13 protein-coding genes are annotated in these 15,916 nt (G+C 69.3%); 10 read left to right on the forward strand and 3 right to left on the reverse strand.

The genetic code is table 11. From position 1 onward, the window contains the following. Positions 1-35: 35 nt before the first annotated feature. The 3 genes from STRTUCAR8_RS26740 to STRTUCAR8_RS26750 all read right to left on the reverse strand — a co-directional run bounded on the left by STRTUCAR8_RS26740 (position 36) and on the right by STRTUCAR8_RS26750 (position 2,745). Entirely contained in the window at positions 36-1,181 is a 1,146-nt protein-coding gene (locus STRTUCAR8_RS26740; protein ID WP_006379086.1) for a hypothetical protein, read from the reverse strand. Between the two features lie 113 nt (positions 1,182-1,294). Further along, positions 1,295-2,335 carry a fatty acid desaturase family protein gene (locus STRTUCAR8_RS26745; protein WP_006378956.1) on the reverse strand — a complete coding sequence of 347 codons (1,041 nt, stop codon included), beginning with the start codon at positions 2,333-2,335 and terminating at the stop codon, positions 1,295-1,297. A 131-nt stretch (positions 2,336-2,466) separates the two neighbouring features. Then, positions 2,467-2,745 carry a hypothetical protein gene (locus STRTUCAR8_RS26750; RefSeq protein ID WP_006378718.1) on the reverse strand — a complete coding sequence of 93 codons (279 nt, stop codon included), beginning with the start codon at positions 2,743-2,745 and terminating at the stop codon, positions 2,467-2,469. A gap of 504 nt (positions 2,746-3,249) precedes the next feature. On the opposite strand from STRTUCAR8_RS26750, the gene STRTUCAR8_RS26755 reads away from it, so the two are divergent. From STRTUCAR8_RS26755 to STRTUCAR8_RS26800, 10 genes are all read left to right on the forward strand, one after another. Further along, positions 3,250-4,128, forward strand: a complete 879-nt coding sequence (locus STRTUCAR8_RS26755) for an amino acid--tRNA ligase-related protein (protein ID WP_006379091.1) — start codon at positions 3,250-3,252, stop codon at positions 4,126-4,128. Between the two features lie 26 nt (positions 4,129-4,154). Further along, entirely contained in the window at positions 4,155-5,027 is an 873-nt protein-coding gene (locus STRTUCAR8_RS26760) for a TauD/TfdA dioxygenase family protein (RefSeq protein ID WP_006378998.1), read from the forward strand. Between the two features lie 52 nt (positions 5,028-5,079). Further along, positions 5,080-6,216 carry a hypothetical protein gene (locus STRTUCAR8_RS26765; protein WP_006378866.1) on the forward strand — a complete coding sequence of 379 codons (1,137 nt, stop codon included), beginning with the start codon at positions 5,080-5,082 and terminating at the stop codon, positions 6,214-6,216. A gap of 541 nt (positions 6,217-6,757) precedes the next feature. Beyond that, positions 6,758-8,623, forward strand: coding sequence for an ABC transporter ATP-binding protein (locus STRTUCAR8_RS26770; protein ID WP_044472955.1), 1,866 nt, complete (start codon positions 6,758-6,760; stop codon positions 8,621-8,623). A gap of 107 nt (positions 8,624-8,730) precedes the next feature. Continuing rightward, on the forward strand, positions 8,731-10,206 hold the full coding sequence (locus STRTUCAR8_RS26775) for an NUDIX domain-containing protein (RefSeq protein WP_044472861.1): 1,476 nt from the start codon (positions 8,731-8,733) through the stop codon (positions 10,204-10,206). An 81-nt stretch (positions 10,207-10,287) separates the two neighbouring features. Further along, positions 10,288-10,734 carry an HIT family protein gene (locus STRTUCAR8_RS48455; protein ID WP_006378580.1) on the forward strand — a complete coding sequence of 149 codons (447 nt, stop codon included), beginning with the start codon at positions 10,288-10,290 and terminating at the stop codon, positions 10,732-10,734. Then, positions 10,731-11,765, forward strand: a complete 1,035-nt coding sequence (locus STRTUCAR8_RS26785) for a phosphotransferase enzyme family protein (protein ID WP_006378669.1) — start codon at positions 10,731-10,733, stop codon at positions 11,763-11,765. The genes STRTUCAR8_RS48455 and STRTUCAR8_RS26785 overlap by 4 nt, the downstream gene beginning before the upstream one ends. Next, entirely contained in the window at positions 11,749-12,531 is a 783-nt protein-coding gene (locus STRTUCAR8_RS26790) for an MFS transporter (protein WP_006378606.1), read from the forward strand. Before STRTUCAR8_RS26785 ends, STRTUCAR8_RS26790 begins: the two co-directional genes overlap by 17 nt. A gap of 162 nt (positions 12,532-12,693) precedes the next feature. Beyond that, the gene (locus STRTUCAR8_RS26795) at positions 12,694-14,073 is read left to right on the forward strand and encodes a site-specific integrase (protein ID WP_006379137.1); all 1,380 of its coding nucleotides are present in this window, start codon (positions 12,694-12,696) and stop codon (positions 14,071-14,073) included. Next, the gene (locus STRTUCAR8_RS26800; RefSeq protein WP_006379297.1) at positions 14,073-15,851 is read left to right on the forward strand and encodes a hypothetical protein; all 1,779 of its coding nucleotides are present in this window, start codon (positions 14,073-14,075) and stop codon (positions 15,849-15,851) included. Before STRTUCAR8_RS26795 ends, STRTUCAR8_RS26800 begins: the two co-directional genes overlap by 1 nt. Positions 15,852-15,916 lie beyond the last annotated feature (65 nt).

Raw genomic sequence — 15,916 nt, forward strand, 5'->3', positions numbered from 1 at the left:
GCGGGGCAAGAGGCCCGGGTGGCCGGGCGGCGGGATCAGGTGAGGTAGTCCTCGGGGCCGCCGCGGCGGACGGTGTCGAGCGTGAAGCAGTGGAAACCGCCGCCGAACAGGCGCCGGTGGCGGTGGCGGACCGGGATCACGGTGAAGCCGCGGCGCTCCAGGACGGCGATCAGCTCCGGGTAGAGGGAGTTGACGACGACGGTGTTCTCGTCGACGGACAGCAGGTTGATGTCCATGTACCGGCTGCCGATGGGGATGACGAAGCCGAGGTCGCTGTAGTCCGGGAAGTTGCGGTCGTCGGTCTCGGGGGCGTAGATCACGTCCCAGGACTGCATGGCCTCGGGGAGAAACTTCAGGTACTCCGGTGAGCGCAGCAGCATCAGGCCGGGGCGCAGCGGGACCAGAACGCTGTCGATGTGGTTGTCCGCCATGGCGTCCAGGCGGTGGAATCGCAGGTCGCGCAGGTTGTCCCGGAGCCAGCGCAGGGCGAGTTCGTGGTTGAGGTTGGCGACGTTGACCAGGACGTCGCGGCCCAGGCGCATGCACTGCGCGCCGTCGAAGACCATCTCCAGGCCCAGGCCCTCGATCGTGCCGGCCATCTCGCCTTCGGTGGCGCGGGCGACGTCCAAGCCCTGGCGGGTGAAGTAGCCGGTGTCGAGGGAGTCACGGGTCAGGGCGGGCCGGGGCATGCTCAGCCAGTTCGCACCCCCGGCCTGGTAGTAGCGGTAGAAGGCCGGCTTGAGCAGGTCGTTCTCGAAGATGCGGGCGCGGACGTGGGGCGCAGTCTCCACGATGGTGTTGCCCAGGACGATGCTCTGGTCGCGGACGTTGAGCGGCGGGGTGGCCCTCGCGTCCCAGTGCGGGGAGCGGATGTCGACGTCCTTGCCCGGGGCCGCGGGCCGCAGAACGTTCACCCCGCATCCGGTCAGGGCGTCGGCCAGGCCGGCGATGTCCTCGTTGAGCTCGTCAAGGAGTTGCGGGGGGATCGGCAGGAGTTCCTCCCCCGACGTGCTGGCATGCCCGTCGAGGGCGGGGGCGACGTTGTCGTAGAAGAACAGCCGCCACGAGGTGTCGGTGTGGTGGGCGTTGTAGTGATCAGCGCGGCCGAGGACCACTTCTTCAAGTCGGGTGAACTCGTCGAAGCTGTTCAGGGCCGGCGGGGCAGGGGCGGTCTGGGGCATGGCGGGCCGCCTCCTCGGCGGCGGGCGACGGCGCGCCCCTGCCTCCGGCGCGCGGGTGCGCGCTGGGAGGGGCGGTGCCGTACGGGGGTTCGGCGGGCGGGTTCAGGGTGCGGTCAGGCGGCCGAGGGGTGCCGGTGCGGGGTGCAGGCGGCGCTGGCGGTGGCGAGCCGGGCGATGATGTCCTCGATCACGCACGGCTGGTCGGGAGTGGAGCGCCGGCGGAAGAAGTAGCCGGAGCACCAGGGCACTTCCTCCCACCGCTGTAGACGCTCCGAGGTGAGGGCGCGGGCCTCGGGCAGGCGCCGCCAGGGGATCTGCGGACACCAGTGGTGGACGGGGTGGTACATGTCGTCGAGATGGCCGCCGAGCAGGTGCCGGGTGAGCCAGTGCGAGCTCCAGCCGCGGGTCTGCAGGAGGATGTCGTCGTTCTCGATCAGCCCGGCGTGGTTGCCCAGATCAGTGATCCACGTGACGACCGGCCGCACCAAGACGAGCGGGAGCAGCCAGTAGAGCAGGAGGTACGGCACGCCGCCCACGGGCCACAGTGCGGCGACGACGGCCGCCCAGATCAGGGCACGGGCGGCCAGCGCTCGCCACGCCTCCCCCGGCGCGCGGGTGACCAGGGTCAGCACGGCGGTCTTCGGCAGGCGCCACATGGCGTTGCGCACGATGACCCGCAGGACGAACGCGCGCCGGCTGGGCGCCCGGCCGGCGGCACGGATGTTGCCCGCGAGGTAGGACTGGAACATCGGATCGTCGTCGGAGCCGAGCTTGGCGTGGTGCACATAGTGGCTGCTGCGGTACGGCGCGAAGCCCTCACCGAGTAGCCCGGTCAGCAGGTATCCGATGACCCGGTTGCCGCGGCGGGTGGCCATGAGCTTGGAGTGCACGCACTCGTGCCCGAGGTTGGACAGGTGGCGCTGGCGCACGCCGATGTAGCAGACGGCGATCAGCGGGCCGACGACGTGGCCGACGAGATGCCCGGCGATCGCTGCGGCGGCGATCGCGACAAGGTCCCAGGCGACATCCCACAGACCGATCGTCGGGCGTCCGCAGAGCTTCTCCAGGTCGGTGATGAGCTGCTGGCCGAGGGCCTTACGCACGGGGCCGGAGGCTCCGGTGCCGTTGCGGGTCCTGCTGGCGGGGCTGCCCATCAGGTCCTCCAGTCGATGTGGCGGGGTGGGAATGTGCCGTGCTCCGGCGCGCCCGCGGCTGGGCAGCGCACTGGCGGGCGCACTGTTGGCGGGCGCGCCGGAGGACGACGGAAGGGTGGTTCAGCCGCGGATCAGGCGGCGGTGAGGGCGCTGTCCGGGCGCATGCCGGCCTTGAGGTCGGTGGCGTCGGGACGCATCCCGAGCTTCAGCTCCGGGGCGTCGGGGCGCATGCCGGTCTTGAGGTCGGTGGCGTCGGGACGCATCCCGAGCTTGAGGGCGCCCGCGTCGGGACGCATGCCGAGCTTCAGGTCGGTGGCGTCGGGACGCATGCCGAACTTCAGGTCCGGGGCGTCCGGGCGCATGCCGGCCTTCAGGCCGGTGTCCGGGGTCATTGCGGCGGTAGCGGTCATGGAGGTTCTCCCTCTTCGGTCGCGGGTGACCCCGCGAGTCCGTGTGATCGGCTGATGGAGCTGCCGGGCCGCGGTCGGGTGAGGTGCTGAACCGTCGGCTCGGACGTCATGGGCGCGAGCGCCCGCCGGTGGAAAGTCGCGCCGGAGCACGTCCGCTCCATCCGTGGATGAGCGTTGCGGTACGTGGTCGCGCTGGGCGCTTGGCCAGTCACGCTAGGGCTGCGCCGGAGGCAGCCGCAACGGCTATGGGCGTTGCGGCGGTTGCACGGGACCGTTGCGTGACCGTTGCGCGTCCATGCCACCTGAGCTGCGGAAACGCCGAAGTCTCGTCCTGGAACAGTGGCGGATCCGGGCCGTCGGGCGCTGCGATGCCAGCAGAAGGGCTTCTGCTGCGCGCGTCGCCGCGGCTAGCTTGTGGGACCGCCGAGGAGCCGTGCACGAGGACGCCGTGGCGACCGGATTCCCTCCATTTGCCGTTGAAAACAGAGGCCTTGAGGAGCACACGTGCTCAACCCCGTTGTGATGAAGTCCGACCTGCTGTTCAGCCTGCGTGACACGCTGCGCTCAGAGACGTTCGTCGAGGTGGTCACCCCTACGGTGCGCAGAGCCGACCTCGGCCCGGGACGTCGCGTGCCGGTCGATCTCGACGGGGGCCGCTTCCTGCGGGCGATGATCGGCCCGGCGCTGCGCGTGAACATGGAGCACCACCGGCGGGTCTTCGAAATCGGTCAGTGCTTCCGGCCCGAGAAGCCGGACGAGCTGCACGCGCCCGAGTTCCAGATGCTCGACCTCTACGCCGCCGACGAGAATTTCGAGTTCCTGTTCGCGCTGGCCGAGCGCCTGGTCGTCCCGCACATCCGTTACACCCCCGAGCGGGTCTCTGTCGCCGGCCACATCCATGACGTCTTCGGCATCGACCTGCGCCGCGAGCCCCTCGGCGATCTGCCCGCACAGATGGCCGCCCACCTGGACATGGGTACCGAGGTGCCGTTCAAGACGGTGCTCGGCCGGTTCGTGGAGCGCGAACTGGAGACCCAGAGCACGGGTGCCGCACTGTTCCTGACCGAGTACCCGATCGGCGGGGACGAGCCGTGCGCCCGTCTCACACCGGGCACGACCGCCGTCCTCAACCGTTTCGAGGTCCTGATCGACGGCCTCGAAGTCGTGCACGGCTACGAGGACGAGCCCGACCGGGCCGCGTTCGTCGAGCGGGCCCGTGCGGTGGACCTGTACGACGACGAGCAGGCCCTGGCGTGGAAGGCGATCGACGCCGGGCAAGCGCCGGCCCACAGCGTCGGGCTCGGCATCGGCATCGAGCGGCTGTGTATGGCCGCCTCCGGCATCAAGGACATCAGCGTCTTCCAGCAGTCGGCCCAGTTCTGACCGCCACCCTTCCGAAAGGAGCCGCGATGTCCTTGTCGCTGCGCCCGCTCGACGACAGCGGCTTCGGCGCCGTCGTCGACTGCAACCTCGCGACCGAAGCCGAAGGGCTCGCGCCCCAGCTGGCGCGAGCCCTGCACCAGCACAGGCTGCTGGTCGTGCCCCGCCAGCACCTGACCCACGCCGATCTCCTGACCGTCGCCTCCTGCTTCGGAACGGTGGACACGAGCATCGACCGCCGCTATGCCGTCGGCGGCTTTCCCGGGCTGACCGTCATCAGCAACATCGTCGAGGACGGCGAGTACGTCGGCATCTACGACGGGGACGACGAGGAGGAATGGCACGCCGACAACAGCTTCAAGCCACAGCTGACCGCCGTGACGCTGCTGTACTCGGTCATCACCCCCGAGGAAGGCGGCGAGACCCGCTTCGCCGACGCGACCCGCGCCTACACCGGCCTCCCCCCGGCGGCACGGCAGCGGATCGAGAAGATGCGCGCGGTGCACTCCATCCAGCAGCTCGGCGCGTTGCAGAGCCAGGCCAGCGGCGGGCAGTCGTCGGCCGCGGCCGGGAGCCTCGCCGGCCAGCCAGAGGTCGAGCACCCGCTCGTCCTGACCCATCCGGTCACCGGAGCCCGCTCACTGCTGCTCGGCTCCATGGTGATCCGCTGCGTCACCGGACTCTCCGATCAGGACAGCCGCGCCCTGATCGACGACCTGCTGGAGCACACGACCAGAGCGCCGTACCTCTACAGCCATCGCTGGAGTCAGGGCGACCTCGTCGTGTGGGACAACCTCGCCACCCTCCACACCGCATCCCCGTGCGACAGCTCCCGCCACCCCCGCCTGCTGTATCGCGCTGCCGTTCGACAGCATGCCGCTTCCCGTGGCTCCGAGGGATGACCGGCGGCGAGAACACGCTGTCTGCGCTCGTCGCCAGCCCTAGTGTTTGCCCATGACCGCGAAGGCCGTGAAGGTGCCCCTGAAGGAAACCGCCCTCAACCTCGAGCGCATCACCCAGATCGGACACCAAGTGCACGGCGTGTGCCCAGACTTCGACGCCAGCGCCTTCGTACAGGATGTGATGTCCGACCTACCCGCACTGGAGCTGAAAGACCGGATTTCTCGGACCAGCCAGGCACTGCACACCCACCTTCCGGTCACCGGCACCGAAGCCCTCGACGTCCTGCTGCGCTCGCTGCCGCCGACTCCCGAAGCCGCCGGCATCACAAACGACTTCGGGTGGCACACCTACTCCCCGCACTCCGACTTCGTCGCGCGCTACCTGCGCACCGGCGAGTACCTGGACCAAGCCCTCGACGCCCTCGCGCGCTTCACCCGGTACTTCTCGGCAGAGGTCGCCGTGCGGGACTTCCTCAACGACTTCCCCGACGAGACGATGAAGGCCGTTGACGCGTGGTCCCGCGACGAGGACCACCGGACCCGCCGGCTCGCGAGTGAAGCCACCCGCCCCCTCCTGCCCTGCGCGCCCCGCATCTCCCTGCCCGACGATGCGGCGCTCCCTGTGCTCGACCGGCTCTACGCCGATTCCAGCACCTACGTCCGTACCTCCGTCGCCAACCACCTCCACGACCTCGCCGGCACGCAGCCCGAACTCGTCCTGGCCACCCTCGGGCGGTGGAAGGACACCGCCAGCGCCACCGACCAGCACTTCGCCTTCATCGCCAGGACGGCCCTGCGGAGCAGGCTCAAGAAGGGCTCGCCGGACGCCTACGCCTTCCTCGGCTACCCGCACGACGCACCTCTCGAGCTGACACCCCTCGTCCTGGAACGTACCGAGTTGGCCGACGGCGACGTGCTGACCTTCTCCGCCGCCCTCACCGCCACCGTGGCCGTCCCGGTGGATGTCATGTTCGTGATTTCCTCCACCACCCCCACCGGCAAGCCGCGCGAGAAGGTCTACTTCCTCAACCGCAACACCGTCCAGCCCGGCCGGCCGCTCCTTCTGGCCAAGCCGCACAAGCTGCGTTCGACGGCCACAACGAAGATCACTCCCGGCCCGTACACCGTCGCGATCCAGGTCAACGGCCGCCGCTTTCCCGCCGCGCCGTTCACGGTCGTCGCGGCATGATCCGCGACCGGCCTTCTACCTGATCTGAGCGCTCTCCACCAGGGCCGTGCCTCGTCCTCGCCACGGCCCGGTCAGCCATGCCCCACACCGGATCCCCGGCCAGCACGGCAATCCCCCGAAGGAGTGACCCGACTGCGTCGAACAGATTTCAAGGCCCGCCGCCGCACCCTGCCCGCCCCAACAGCCCGATCAGAACGTGTGTTCACGAAATGAGCCGTGACGGAGCCCGATCCGACGCGTTCTTAGAGCACCAGTGCCACTTCCCCGCCCAGATGGAGGACATCATGAATCCCGCCCCCACCCTCGTGCATCAGCCCTCCGGAATCGAACGACGGCCCACCCCCGTGACGGTGCGCCGTGTTGACGACACCCGCTGCTCAGCACGTCTGGATACGAGGTGGGTGGCATGAGTGAGTCGACCGATGAAACCGCCGAGACCGTCCCGGGGCCGCGCCCCACCCCCCTTCCGCCCGCCCCGCCGACCGCGTCACCGCAAGCCGCGCTGGGCGCCGGCGCGGAGCAGCCCTCCCCCGCCCCGGAGATGCGGTACGTGGACCTGACCGGCAGCCGTGAAGCGGCCGGCCGCTCCATCCGGATGCGCGACATGGCCCGGCGCCTGCCCCAGCTGGTGCGGCGTTCGCTGGCACTGGCCTGGCGCGTCGACCGGAAGGCCACCACCGGTCTCCTGCTGTGCCAGACGGTCGCCGGCGTCATGCAGGCCCTGGGCCTCATCGCGATCAGCGGAACCCTCACCGCACTGCTGACCAGTGGCGACGTCTACCACCGGCTCCTCCAGGCATGGCCGTCCGTAGCCCTGCTGGCGGCTGCGACCGGGGTGCGGGCGCTGCTGGGCATCACCGTCAGCTGGCTCTCCTCCCGACTGGGCCCGCTCATGTCGCGCGAAGCCGAGCAGATGCTGCTCACCGGCTGCGCCGAGGTGGAGCTCTCCGCCTACGACGACCCCGACTTCAACCGCGACCGCGAAGCCGCCGACCGCGGAGCACAGGTCACCGGGGACCTGGTCAACGAGGGCCAGGACCTGATCGCCTCGGCGGCCTCCTTCCTCGCCGGGGCCATCGTGCTGGCCGGCGTGAGCTGGGTGCTGCTTCCCCTTCTGGTCGTGGCCAGCCTGCCGCAGGCCCTTGCCCAGGTCAGCGCCGCCCGGGTCCGCTACCTGGCGAACCTCCGCAGCAACGGCGACAACCGCATGCTGTCGGTGCTGCGTTGGCACATCTTCACCCGCGAGGCAGCCGACCAGATCCGCGCCGGCACCATGGCCGAATTCCTGTCCGGCCGGTACCGGCAGACGGTCGCCCGGATCAACCGCGAAGACCGGACCGCGGCCGACAAGGGCGCCCGCATGTCGCTGTTCGGCGCGCTGTGCGGCGGCCTCGGATCGGCTGTCGTGTGGGCGGCGGTGGTGTGGCTGCTGGCCACCGGCCGCATCAGCGTCGGCCACGCCGGCACGGCCGTCTTCGCTCTGCAGACGGTGGGCCAGTCTGTACGCGGGCTGGTCGCCGTCGGGGCCCGTGCCGTGCGTACCGGCCTCTACATGGACGACTGGACCCGGTTCCTCGACTTGGCCGGCGGCTACACCATGCGCCGCGGCGAGCACCGGCCAGCGCCACCAAACGAGATCAAGATCAAGTCGGTCTCGCACCGCTACGCCGGGAAGGACCAGGACGCGTTGTCCGACGTCTCGCTCACGCTGCGCCGGGGCGAGGTCACAGCACTGGTCGGCTTCAACGGATCGGGGAAATCAACGCTGTCGAAGCTGGTCAGCGGCCTGTACCTGCCCACTGGAGGACAGGTGCTGTGGGACGGCGTCCCCACCGACGACGCCGACCCGCAGGCACTGTGGCAGCAGGTGGCCCTGGTGCCACAGGACTACGCGCACTGGCCGCTGACTGTCCGCGAGAATGTCACCCAGGGGCAGCCCACGGCCCGTGGTGACGCGGCGGTCCTCGAAGCCTGCGAGGCCTCCGACGCGGACGAGGTCGTCGACAAGCTCGGCGCCGGCCTGGACACGCTCCTGGCCCGCGAGTGGCTGAACGGCGAGGAACTGAGCGGCGGCCAGTGGCAGCGCATCGCGCTCGCCCGGGCATTCTTCCGCGAGGCAGGGCTCCTGGTCCTCGACGAACCGACCGCCAACCTCGACCCTCGCGCCGAATACAGAATCTTCCAGCGGCTGCGGGACCTGGCCCAGGACCGGGTGGTGTTGCTGGTCACGCATCGCATCACCAACGTCGCCGTGGCCGACCGGATCGTTGTCCTCGACGAGGGCAGAGTCGTGCAGGAGGGCACCTACAAGGACCTCGCCGCCCAAGAAGGCGGCCCGTTCCAGCAGTTGCTGTCCTACCAGGTCACCTCGGAGCCGGACGGCGAGAAGCACGGAACCCGCGCGTGAAGGGCCCCGACACCACTTCACCAGCTCCGCCCGGGCGCACTGCCCCCGCTGACCCGCCCACCCTCGACCCATCCACCAGCCCTTCCATGCTTCTCCGAGGTGTTGACGTGCCGATCACCCGCTCCCACATCCGCGCGACCCTCGACAGCTACCTGACTCGGCACCCGCACGAGCGAGAGTCCCTGGCTGGCCTGTTTGCCGTCCTGGACGGGCCGGACGACCCGTCCAGCCGGGCGACTCTTCCCGGCCACGTCACCTGCAGCGCGGTCGTCATCGACCGAGACCGGCGCGTACTGCACATCGTCCACAAGGCCACTGGGCTGCTGCTCACCCCGGGCGGGCACGCCGAGGCGGACCGGAGCCTGATGGCCGCTGCTCTTCGGGAGGTGTCCGAGGAGACGGGCATCCGGCCCGGTGACCTGTGTCTGACCCCGCAGTTCCTGGGCGGCCCGATCGACATCGACGTGCACGGGATCGACGCCAATCCCGCAAAGGGCGAGCCGAGCCATCAGCACTTCGACTTCCGCTTCGCCTTCTACGTCAGCGCCGAGCAGCTGCCGCCGCTCAGGCTCCAGGACGAAGAGGTCTCGGGTTCCCAGTGGCTTGCGTTCGCCGACGTCAGGTCCCCAACGCTGCGGGCCAAGCTGTCGGACGCCGAGGCCGATGGGCTCGACGGGCAGCCGGAGCCAGTCAACGCGTCGGCTCTGGTCCACGACGGCTTCGGACGCTACCTGCTTCATCTCAGGGATCTGCGGGAGGGCATCTGGGCGCCCGGGGTCTTCGACCTCCTGGGAGGCGGGCGCGAAAGGGATGACCGGTGCCTGGAGGACACCTTGCGGCGGGAGCTCGCCGAGGAGGCCCCCGGCCTTGCACCGGTGGGCTTGGCGCCCTACGCAGTCGAAGAGGCGACGAGCGTCGACGGCCTCGCGGTGCCGATCAAGGTCTTCACGGCCCGCTGGAGCGGACACCCCGACACGGCGGACCTACAAGAGGGCGTCCTTCTGCAATGGTTCACCCCCGACATGCTGGACCGACTACCCATGAGTCCCGGTCTCGGCGACCTGATCCGCCGCCACGCGGCCGAGCACCCCCCGGCCGGCAGCCCGCCGGACCGCATCCGCCCACTGCACGAAGAGGCACCGGAGGGGACCGAACTCCACATCATCGGCGTCCACCTTCACCTCCAGGACGAGCAGGGCCGGATCCTCCTCGGACTGCGCCATCCCGACTCGGCCTTCGCGCCGGACGAATGGCATTTTTTGGCAGGTCATTGCGAGAGGGAAGCCGCCATCAGCTGTTTGGTGCGCGAAGCTCAGGAGGAGGCCGGGCTGATCATCGATCCCGGTGACATCGAGCTCGTGCATGTGGTCCACCACGTCGACTCGCCGACGGCGCGGGCACGGATCGCGCTCGTCTTCCAGGCCCGGGCGTGGTCCGGTACCCCGCAACTCCTGGAGCCCGACCGGTGCGTGGCGTGGCGGTGGTTCAGCCCGCAGGATCTTCCGGCAAAGGTCGTGCCGTACACCCGCCTGGCGATCGAAGGTATCGTCGCGGGCCGCCCGTACACCCAGACGGGCTGGTGAGCACCTGTGACGCTCCCACCGACACCCAGCTCTTCCTGGCCTGAGCACTTCCTCGCGCACCGCGCCGGCCACCACTGCCCAATGTGCGGCAACGACTGGACGGCCGATGACATCGGATGGGGGCTGCTGCTGCACCGCGGCGAGGTGTCCCAGTCCTATCTCTGGCGCTCCGGGCAAGTCCGGGGCTACTCCATCACCATCGTGACCGCGCGCCACGTAGCCGAGCCCACCGAACTTTCGGACGACGAAGCCGCCGCCTTCTGGCGGGACACCCTCGCCCTGGGCCGCGCACTTGAGGCGCACTACCAGCCGTTGAAGATGAACTACCTGCTCCTCGGTAACGCCATTCCGCATGCCCACCATCACGTCGTGCCGCGACGGGAGGCGGGTGCGGACCCGGCGCCGGGCGGCCCCTTGCCCTTCGACGTGCTCGACCTCGGGCGCCAGGAAGAGGCCCAACTACAGGCGGACGCCCGGGCGCTGCGCCGGCTGATGAACGGCCCCGGCAGGCCGGAGGCCGGGCATTGAACGCGCAGTTCGACGTCACGGCCGTGGCGGGAATCCTGGCGCTGCACTACCGCGTCGTCCCCACCGACGTCCGCGAAGGGCCGTCAGGGACCGCCACGTGCAACTACGTGGCCAAGGACGGCGACGGCCGCCGATGGTTTGTGAAGGCCTACCCAGAGCACGCTGACCTGGGCGCCGAGGGGCGCGCCCTCGAGCTGGCCGAGTTCGCCGCACTCGGCGGGGTCCCGGTGCCGGCGATGCGCCGGACCCTGGACGGCGTCCTCATCGCCGTCGAAGGCGGCCTGGCGGTGGCCGTCACCGCGTTCGCCGAGGGCGCCGAGACAGCGGAAGGCGGCCTGCACGGCGAGCAGTGGGCCGCCGTCGGCGCGACCGTGGGCCGACTGCACCGCACGCTCGCGCGACATCCGGACGGGCCGCCGCGCCGCGCCCCGTCCCACGAGGTCTGTGACATCGAGCGGGGCCGCCAGCGCCTGGAACGGCTCCTCGACAGCTACGCGAAGCAACCCCCGAGTTCCGCGTTCGGAGCGTGGTCGAGAGACGCCGCCCAACAACGGCTGGACGAACTCCCCGCAACGGCATCCATGCTCGAAGCACTCCCCTTGACCCTGGCAGCGCAGATCGTCCATGGCGACCTGTCCTCCCTCAACCTGATGCTGAGAGGCGAGAAGGTCGCCGCGGTCGTCGACTTCCGGCCGCCGACGCACCGCAGCCCGATGTGGGAGCTGGGACGCATCGTGCTCGATCCGCGCACGGTCCTGACCGCCCCGGACTGGCCCACGGGCCTGGCCACGGCCGTCGCCGCCTACCGGGAGACCAACCCGGCCATGCCGGACGAGGACCTCATGACGGTGCCCCGGGTGGCGGCCGGCTACCTGGCCTGCTCGGTGTACCCGCTCTCGGAGCCGCTCGACGACCCAACCGCGGTCACCCCTCAGCTGGAGGCGTACGGGCGGGCCCGCCACGAGGCCCTGGGTGTGCTGTGCGCCCGCCTGGACGAGGCGGAGGAGGTGCTCCGTGACCAGCTCCGCTGACTCTCCCGCTCGGCTCCAGACGTCGCTGTGGCGGCACCGCAACTTCCGGACGTTCCTGATCGGGCAGAGCGCCAGCGTGACCGGCAGCTCGATCAGCTCGATGGTGATCCCGGTGATCGCCGTCCTGGAGCTGCACGCCACCACCTCTCAGGTGGCCTGGTTGGCGTTCCTTGGACTGCTGCCACCCGCGGTGCTCGCCCTGCACGCCGGGGCGCTCGCTGACCGCCATTCCAAGCAGCGCCAGATGATCATCGGGGATCTGGTCAGTGCGGCCGCACTGGCCACGGTGCCGGTGGCGGCAGCCCTCGACGCACTGACCCTGCCCCAGCTCATGGCGGTCGCCGTGGTGCAGGGCGCCGCGGGCGTGGTGCATGACGCGGCGGCCATCAGCATCCTGCCCAGCCTGGTCGACCGGTCCTTGATCCAGCGGAGCAACAGCCGGGTCGGCGCACTCTTCGCCCTCTCCGCGACCGGCGGCAGCAACCTCGGCGCCGCTCTGACCGCCTTGGTCGGACCGGCCCGAGCCCTGCTCGGAGACGTCCTCTCCTATCTCATCAGTGCCTGGTGCACCGCGCGCATCCGCATGCCCAAGACCGACCGGGCACGTACCGGGGAGCGTCGGCTGTGGGCGGAGATCGGCGAGGGCGTGCGGTATGTACGCAGTGACGACCGGCTGCGTACCTTGACGCTGGTCAACGCGTCGACTTCCTTCGCCCTCGCACTGCTCAACACACTGTGGGCGCTGTACTTGCTTGTTCCCGCTTAGCGACAGTGTTGCTTACTGCCTGATGTGCCACCTGACCTGCTCGTTTGTTTGTTGCACTCAGTCGGGTTGCATTGATACTCATCGGCCATGCACCAATCGACGTACTCATCAGCGGGCTGGGAGTCCTGGGGGCTCGCGTTCAGGCCGGCGATCCCGGAGGGGATGCCGCTGCTGTTCGACGAGGACCTCCTCTTCGAAGACAACAACGGCGTCCGTCCCACCACCGTGATCAACTGCTGGGCCTGCGAGCTGCCGGCGAATGGATGTCCATCGCCGAATTCGTGGCCTTACTACGTGCGTACGGTGCGGGAGTGGCTGGAGTTCATATCCGGGCACGGGGTCGCCCTGTTCGATTCGCGGCGTCGCCTGAAGGCGGCGTTGAGCGCGTACTCGGTCTATCGAGCCCAGGGCCCCATCAAGCATCGCTTCGAGGCGTCGACGTGGAACCAGAACATTGGGATTCTGGCGGGGTTCTACAAGTGGGCGAAGGACGAGGAGTACGCAGACTCCGAGCCGTTCACGTACCGGCAGGCGGTCTGGGCCTTCAAGGGGCAAGTGCGTCGCGGACAGACCAACCAGTCACGGCGGCGCCAGGCAAAGCCTCATGTGACGATCAAGTATCTCGACGACGACTTCACGGACATGCTCCTGAAGGGGCTGGCGGGCCTGAGCCCGGACGGGGAACGGGATCTGCGGTACCGAGGAAGGGAGTTGGCCCGGAACTCGGCGGTCGGCCGAATGATCGTCTCCAGCGGGCTGCGCAGCCAGGAGTACACATACCTGCTGGTCTGCGAGGTGCCCGTCCTTCCCTCGCGACGGACCGCAGTGCCGGTTTCGTTCCCGGTCCCTTCCGGAATCACCAAGGGAAGCAAGTACCGCGAGTCGTGGATCGACTACGACTCGCTGGCCGAGCTGCACTCGTACATCGCTCTCGACCGGGCAGCGGAGACGTTCGGATCGTTGTGGCGTCCGCCGGCCCGGTGGGGAGAGCCGCTGTTCGTGACGGATGCCGACCAGCGGGGTGGCCGCGTCAACGGGGTTCGTGTGCAGTGGAGTTCGCTCGGGCCTGACGAACGGCGGCGTCTGGTCGCCCCGGAGGGCGGTTCGATGCTGCTGTCGGTGTGGGGCCAGGGACGTCCGTTCACTGGATGGGCCACGGTATTCGCCAGGACCTCCGATCGCATCCGCGAGCGTTACGAGCCGCGTTTCCCGCACGTCAATCCACACCGGCTGCGTCACACCATGGCCATGGCGACCATGGCGCGGCTGATGCGTGGCTGGTACGAGCAGGCTGCTCGACAGGTCCGCGACACCGACGACGATGCCGCCCTGGCGCACTACCTGCGGACCCAGGAACCGCTGCTTATTCTGCGCGATCTGCTCGGCCATTCCAGTTCGTTGACCACGGAAGCGTACCTCCACCGTCTGGACGTGCTCCGCCTGTTCACGTCCCTGTACCGGCGGGTCGGCAAGGAGTACGGCCTGCTGGACGAGGAGGTCGAGCTGGAGCTCGAGACTGAGTTCGAACTGGCGGTGCTCTGATGCCGGCGGTCGTCACGCTTGACCCCCTGGGCGTGCACTGCATCTTCAGTGACGGGTCGGAGTACCTCCGCCCCCTGCGTGTGCGGCGAGCAGTGGAGGTCCCTGGGCTGGCACGCACTCTGCTGGAAGGCGTTACGGACCTTGTCCATCCGCACGGACAGGTCGACAGCCCGGGAGGTATCGATCTCTACCTCACGGCCGTCCGCGCCTTTACCGACTGGCTGGTCGAGTTCGGGTTCACCGGCGAGGCATCCGATCTGACGCGCGCGCTCCTCGCCCGGTACTGGCGCCAAGGGGTGCGATCCTCCCAGGAGAGCGCGCTGCGGGCGATGCTGCGCTGCGCCGACGACCAGGATCAGATTCTGGCGCCGGACGTGCGCGCGTTCATCGACGGCCGGCTGTTCAACACGGGCGAGCGGTACGGCTCGCACCAGCCGTACAGCGAGGCGGAATGGGCCCGGCTCATCCGTACCTGCCGGGACGAGGTCGATGCTGCCTTCCGCACGTTCTGCGCGGCCCGTGAGCAGGCTTCGTCACCTGACGGGCCAGGGGTTTCGCTCCGAGAGCGCACTGCCCATCACTGGCTGGTGCTTCACAACGGGCCCGACCCGCTCGTCAATGAGATGGCAGACCGTGGCTCGTTCCCCTTCCGGCAGAGATACGGGGTCGGTCTTCGCGCGGTGCTGGATCCGCTGATCCCGACCCTGGATGTGATCATCGCCTATCAACTGCTGTTCGGCGCCTACACCGGGGTCGTTCCGGACGGGATCGCGGACCTGGGACTCGACGACATCGAGTGGGCGGGTGACGAGAAGATCCTCCTCAGCTACGTCAAGGGCCGCACGGCGGCAGAGAGCCTTGCTCTGTCCCGTCAGGCTACCCGCCTCCTGGAACAGTGGCTCGATCACTCCGCGGTGGCCCGCGGCTTCGCGCCCGAGGAACTGCGCCCCGAGCTCTGGGTGCGTTTCACGCCGAGCGGCACATGGGCGGGAGAGCGGTGGCTGGCCAAGCCAGCCACGCGCCTGTCCATATGCGCCTGGGTTGAGCGGCGCCAAGCAGTCGACGAGGACGAGCGCCCCACGCAGATGACTGGTGACGACGGTCGCCCCCTGGCCCTTCACCGGCACCGCATCCGTACTACCCACGACGCGCTGAAAGACCGGTCACACTGGCGCGGCAGCCGCCGGTCCACGCTGGATCCGAACCGGTCCCCCGGCGTTGAGGGGGACCACTACCTGACGAACACTACGCCGGCTCAGCGCGAGGCGGCAGAGGACATCATCGCCCAGGCGCAGGAGGACCTCGTTCGCCGGGCGCTGCCGCCCTTGGTGCTGGCCACCGCTGAAATGGCCGACCTGGTGGAGAACTATCCCGAGCACATGAAGCGGCTCGGCCTGGATGACAACGCCCTGGCGCAGCTCCTGTCCGGGGAACGCGACGTATTCACCGCGGCGTGTGGAGATCAGCTGTCGGGGCTCCACGGGCCGAAGGGCAAGCCCTGTCCGGCGCGTCCGTGGGTGTGTTTGCTGTGCTCGCTGGCCTTGTTCGCCCCCCGCCATCTGCCGAACCTGCTGCGATTGCGGGCGTTCTTCTCCCGCCAGTGGCAGCAGATGACCACTGCCGAGTTCATCCCCGTCTTCGGCCCGTACGCCCACCGTCTCGACGAGATCCTGACCCCCGACCGGTACTTCTCCGAGCACGCGCTACGGGCGGCCGCTGCCGAGGTCACCGATTCCGATGTCGAGCTTCCCCTGCGGCCTGAGGAGCACACCGTATGACCACCCTGCACCACCCCACGACCCCTTCGGCTGCCTTTCCACACTCCGTCTTTGGAGGTGAAGAC

Origin of the sequence: Streptomyces turgidiscabies Car8 (genome assembly GCF_000331005.1) — a bacterium.
Lineage (GTDB): Bacteria > Actinomycetota > Actinomycetes > Streptomycetales > Streptomycetaceae > Streptomyces > Streptomyces turgidiscabies.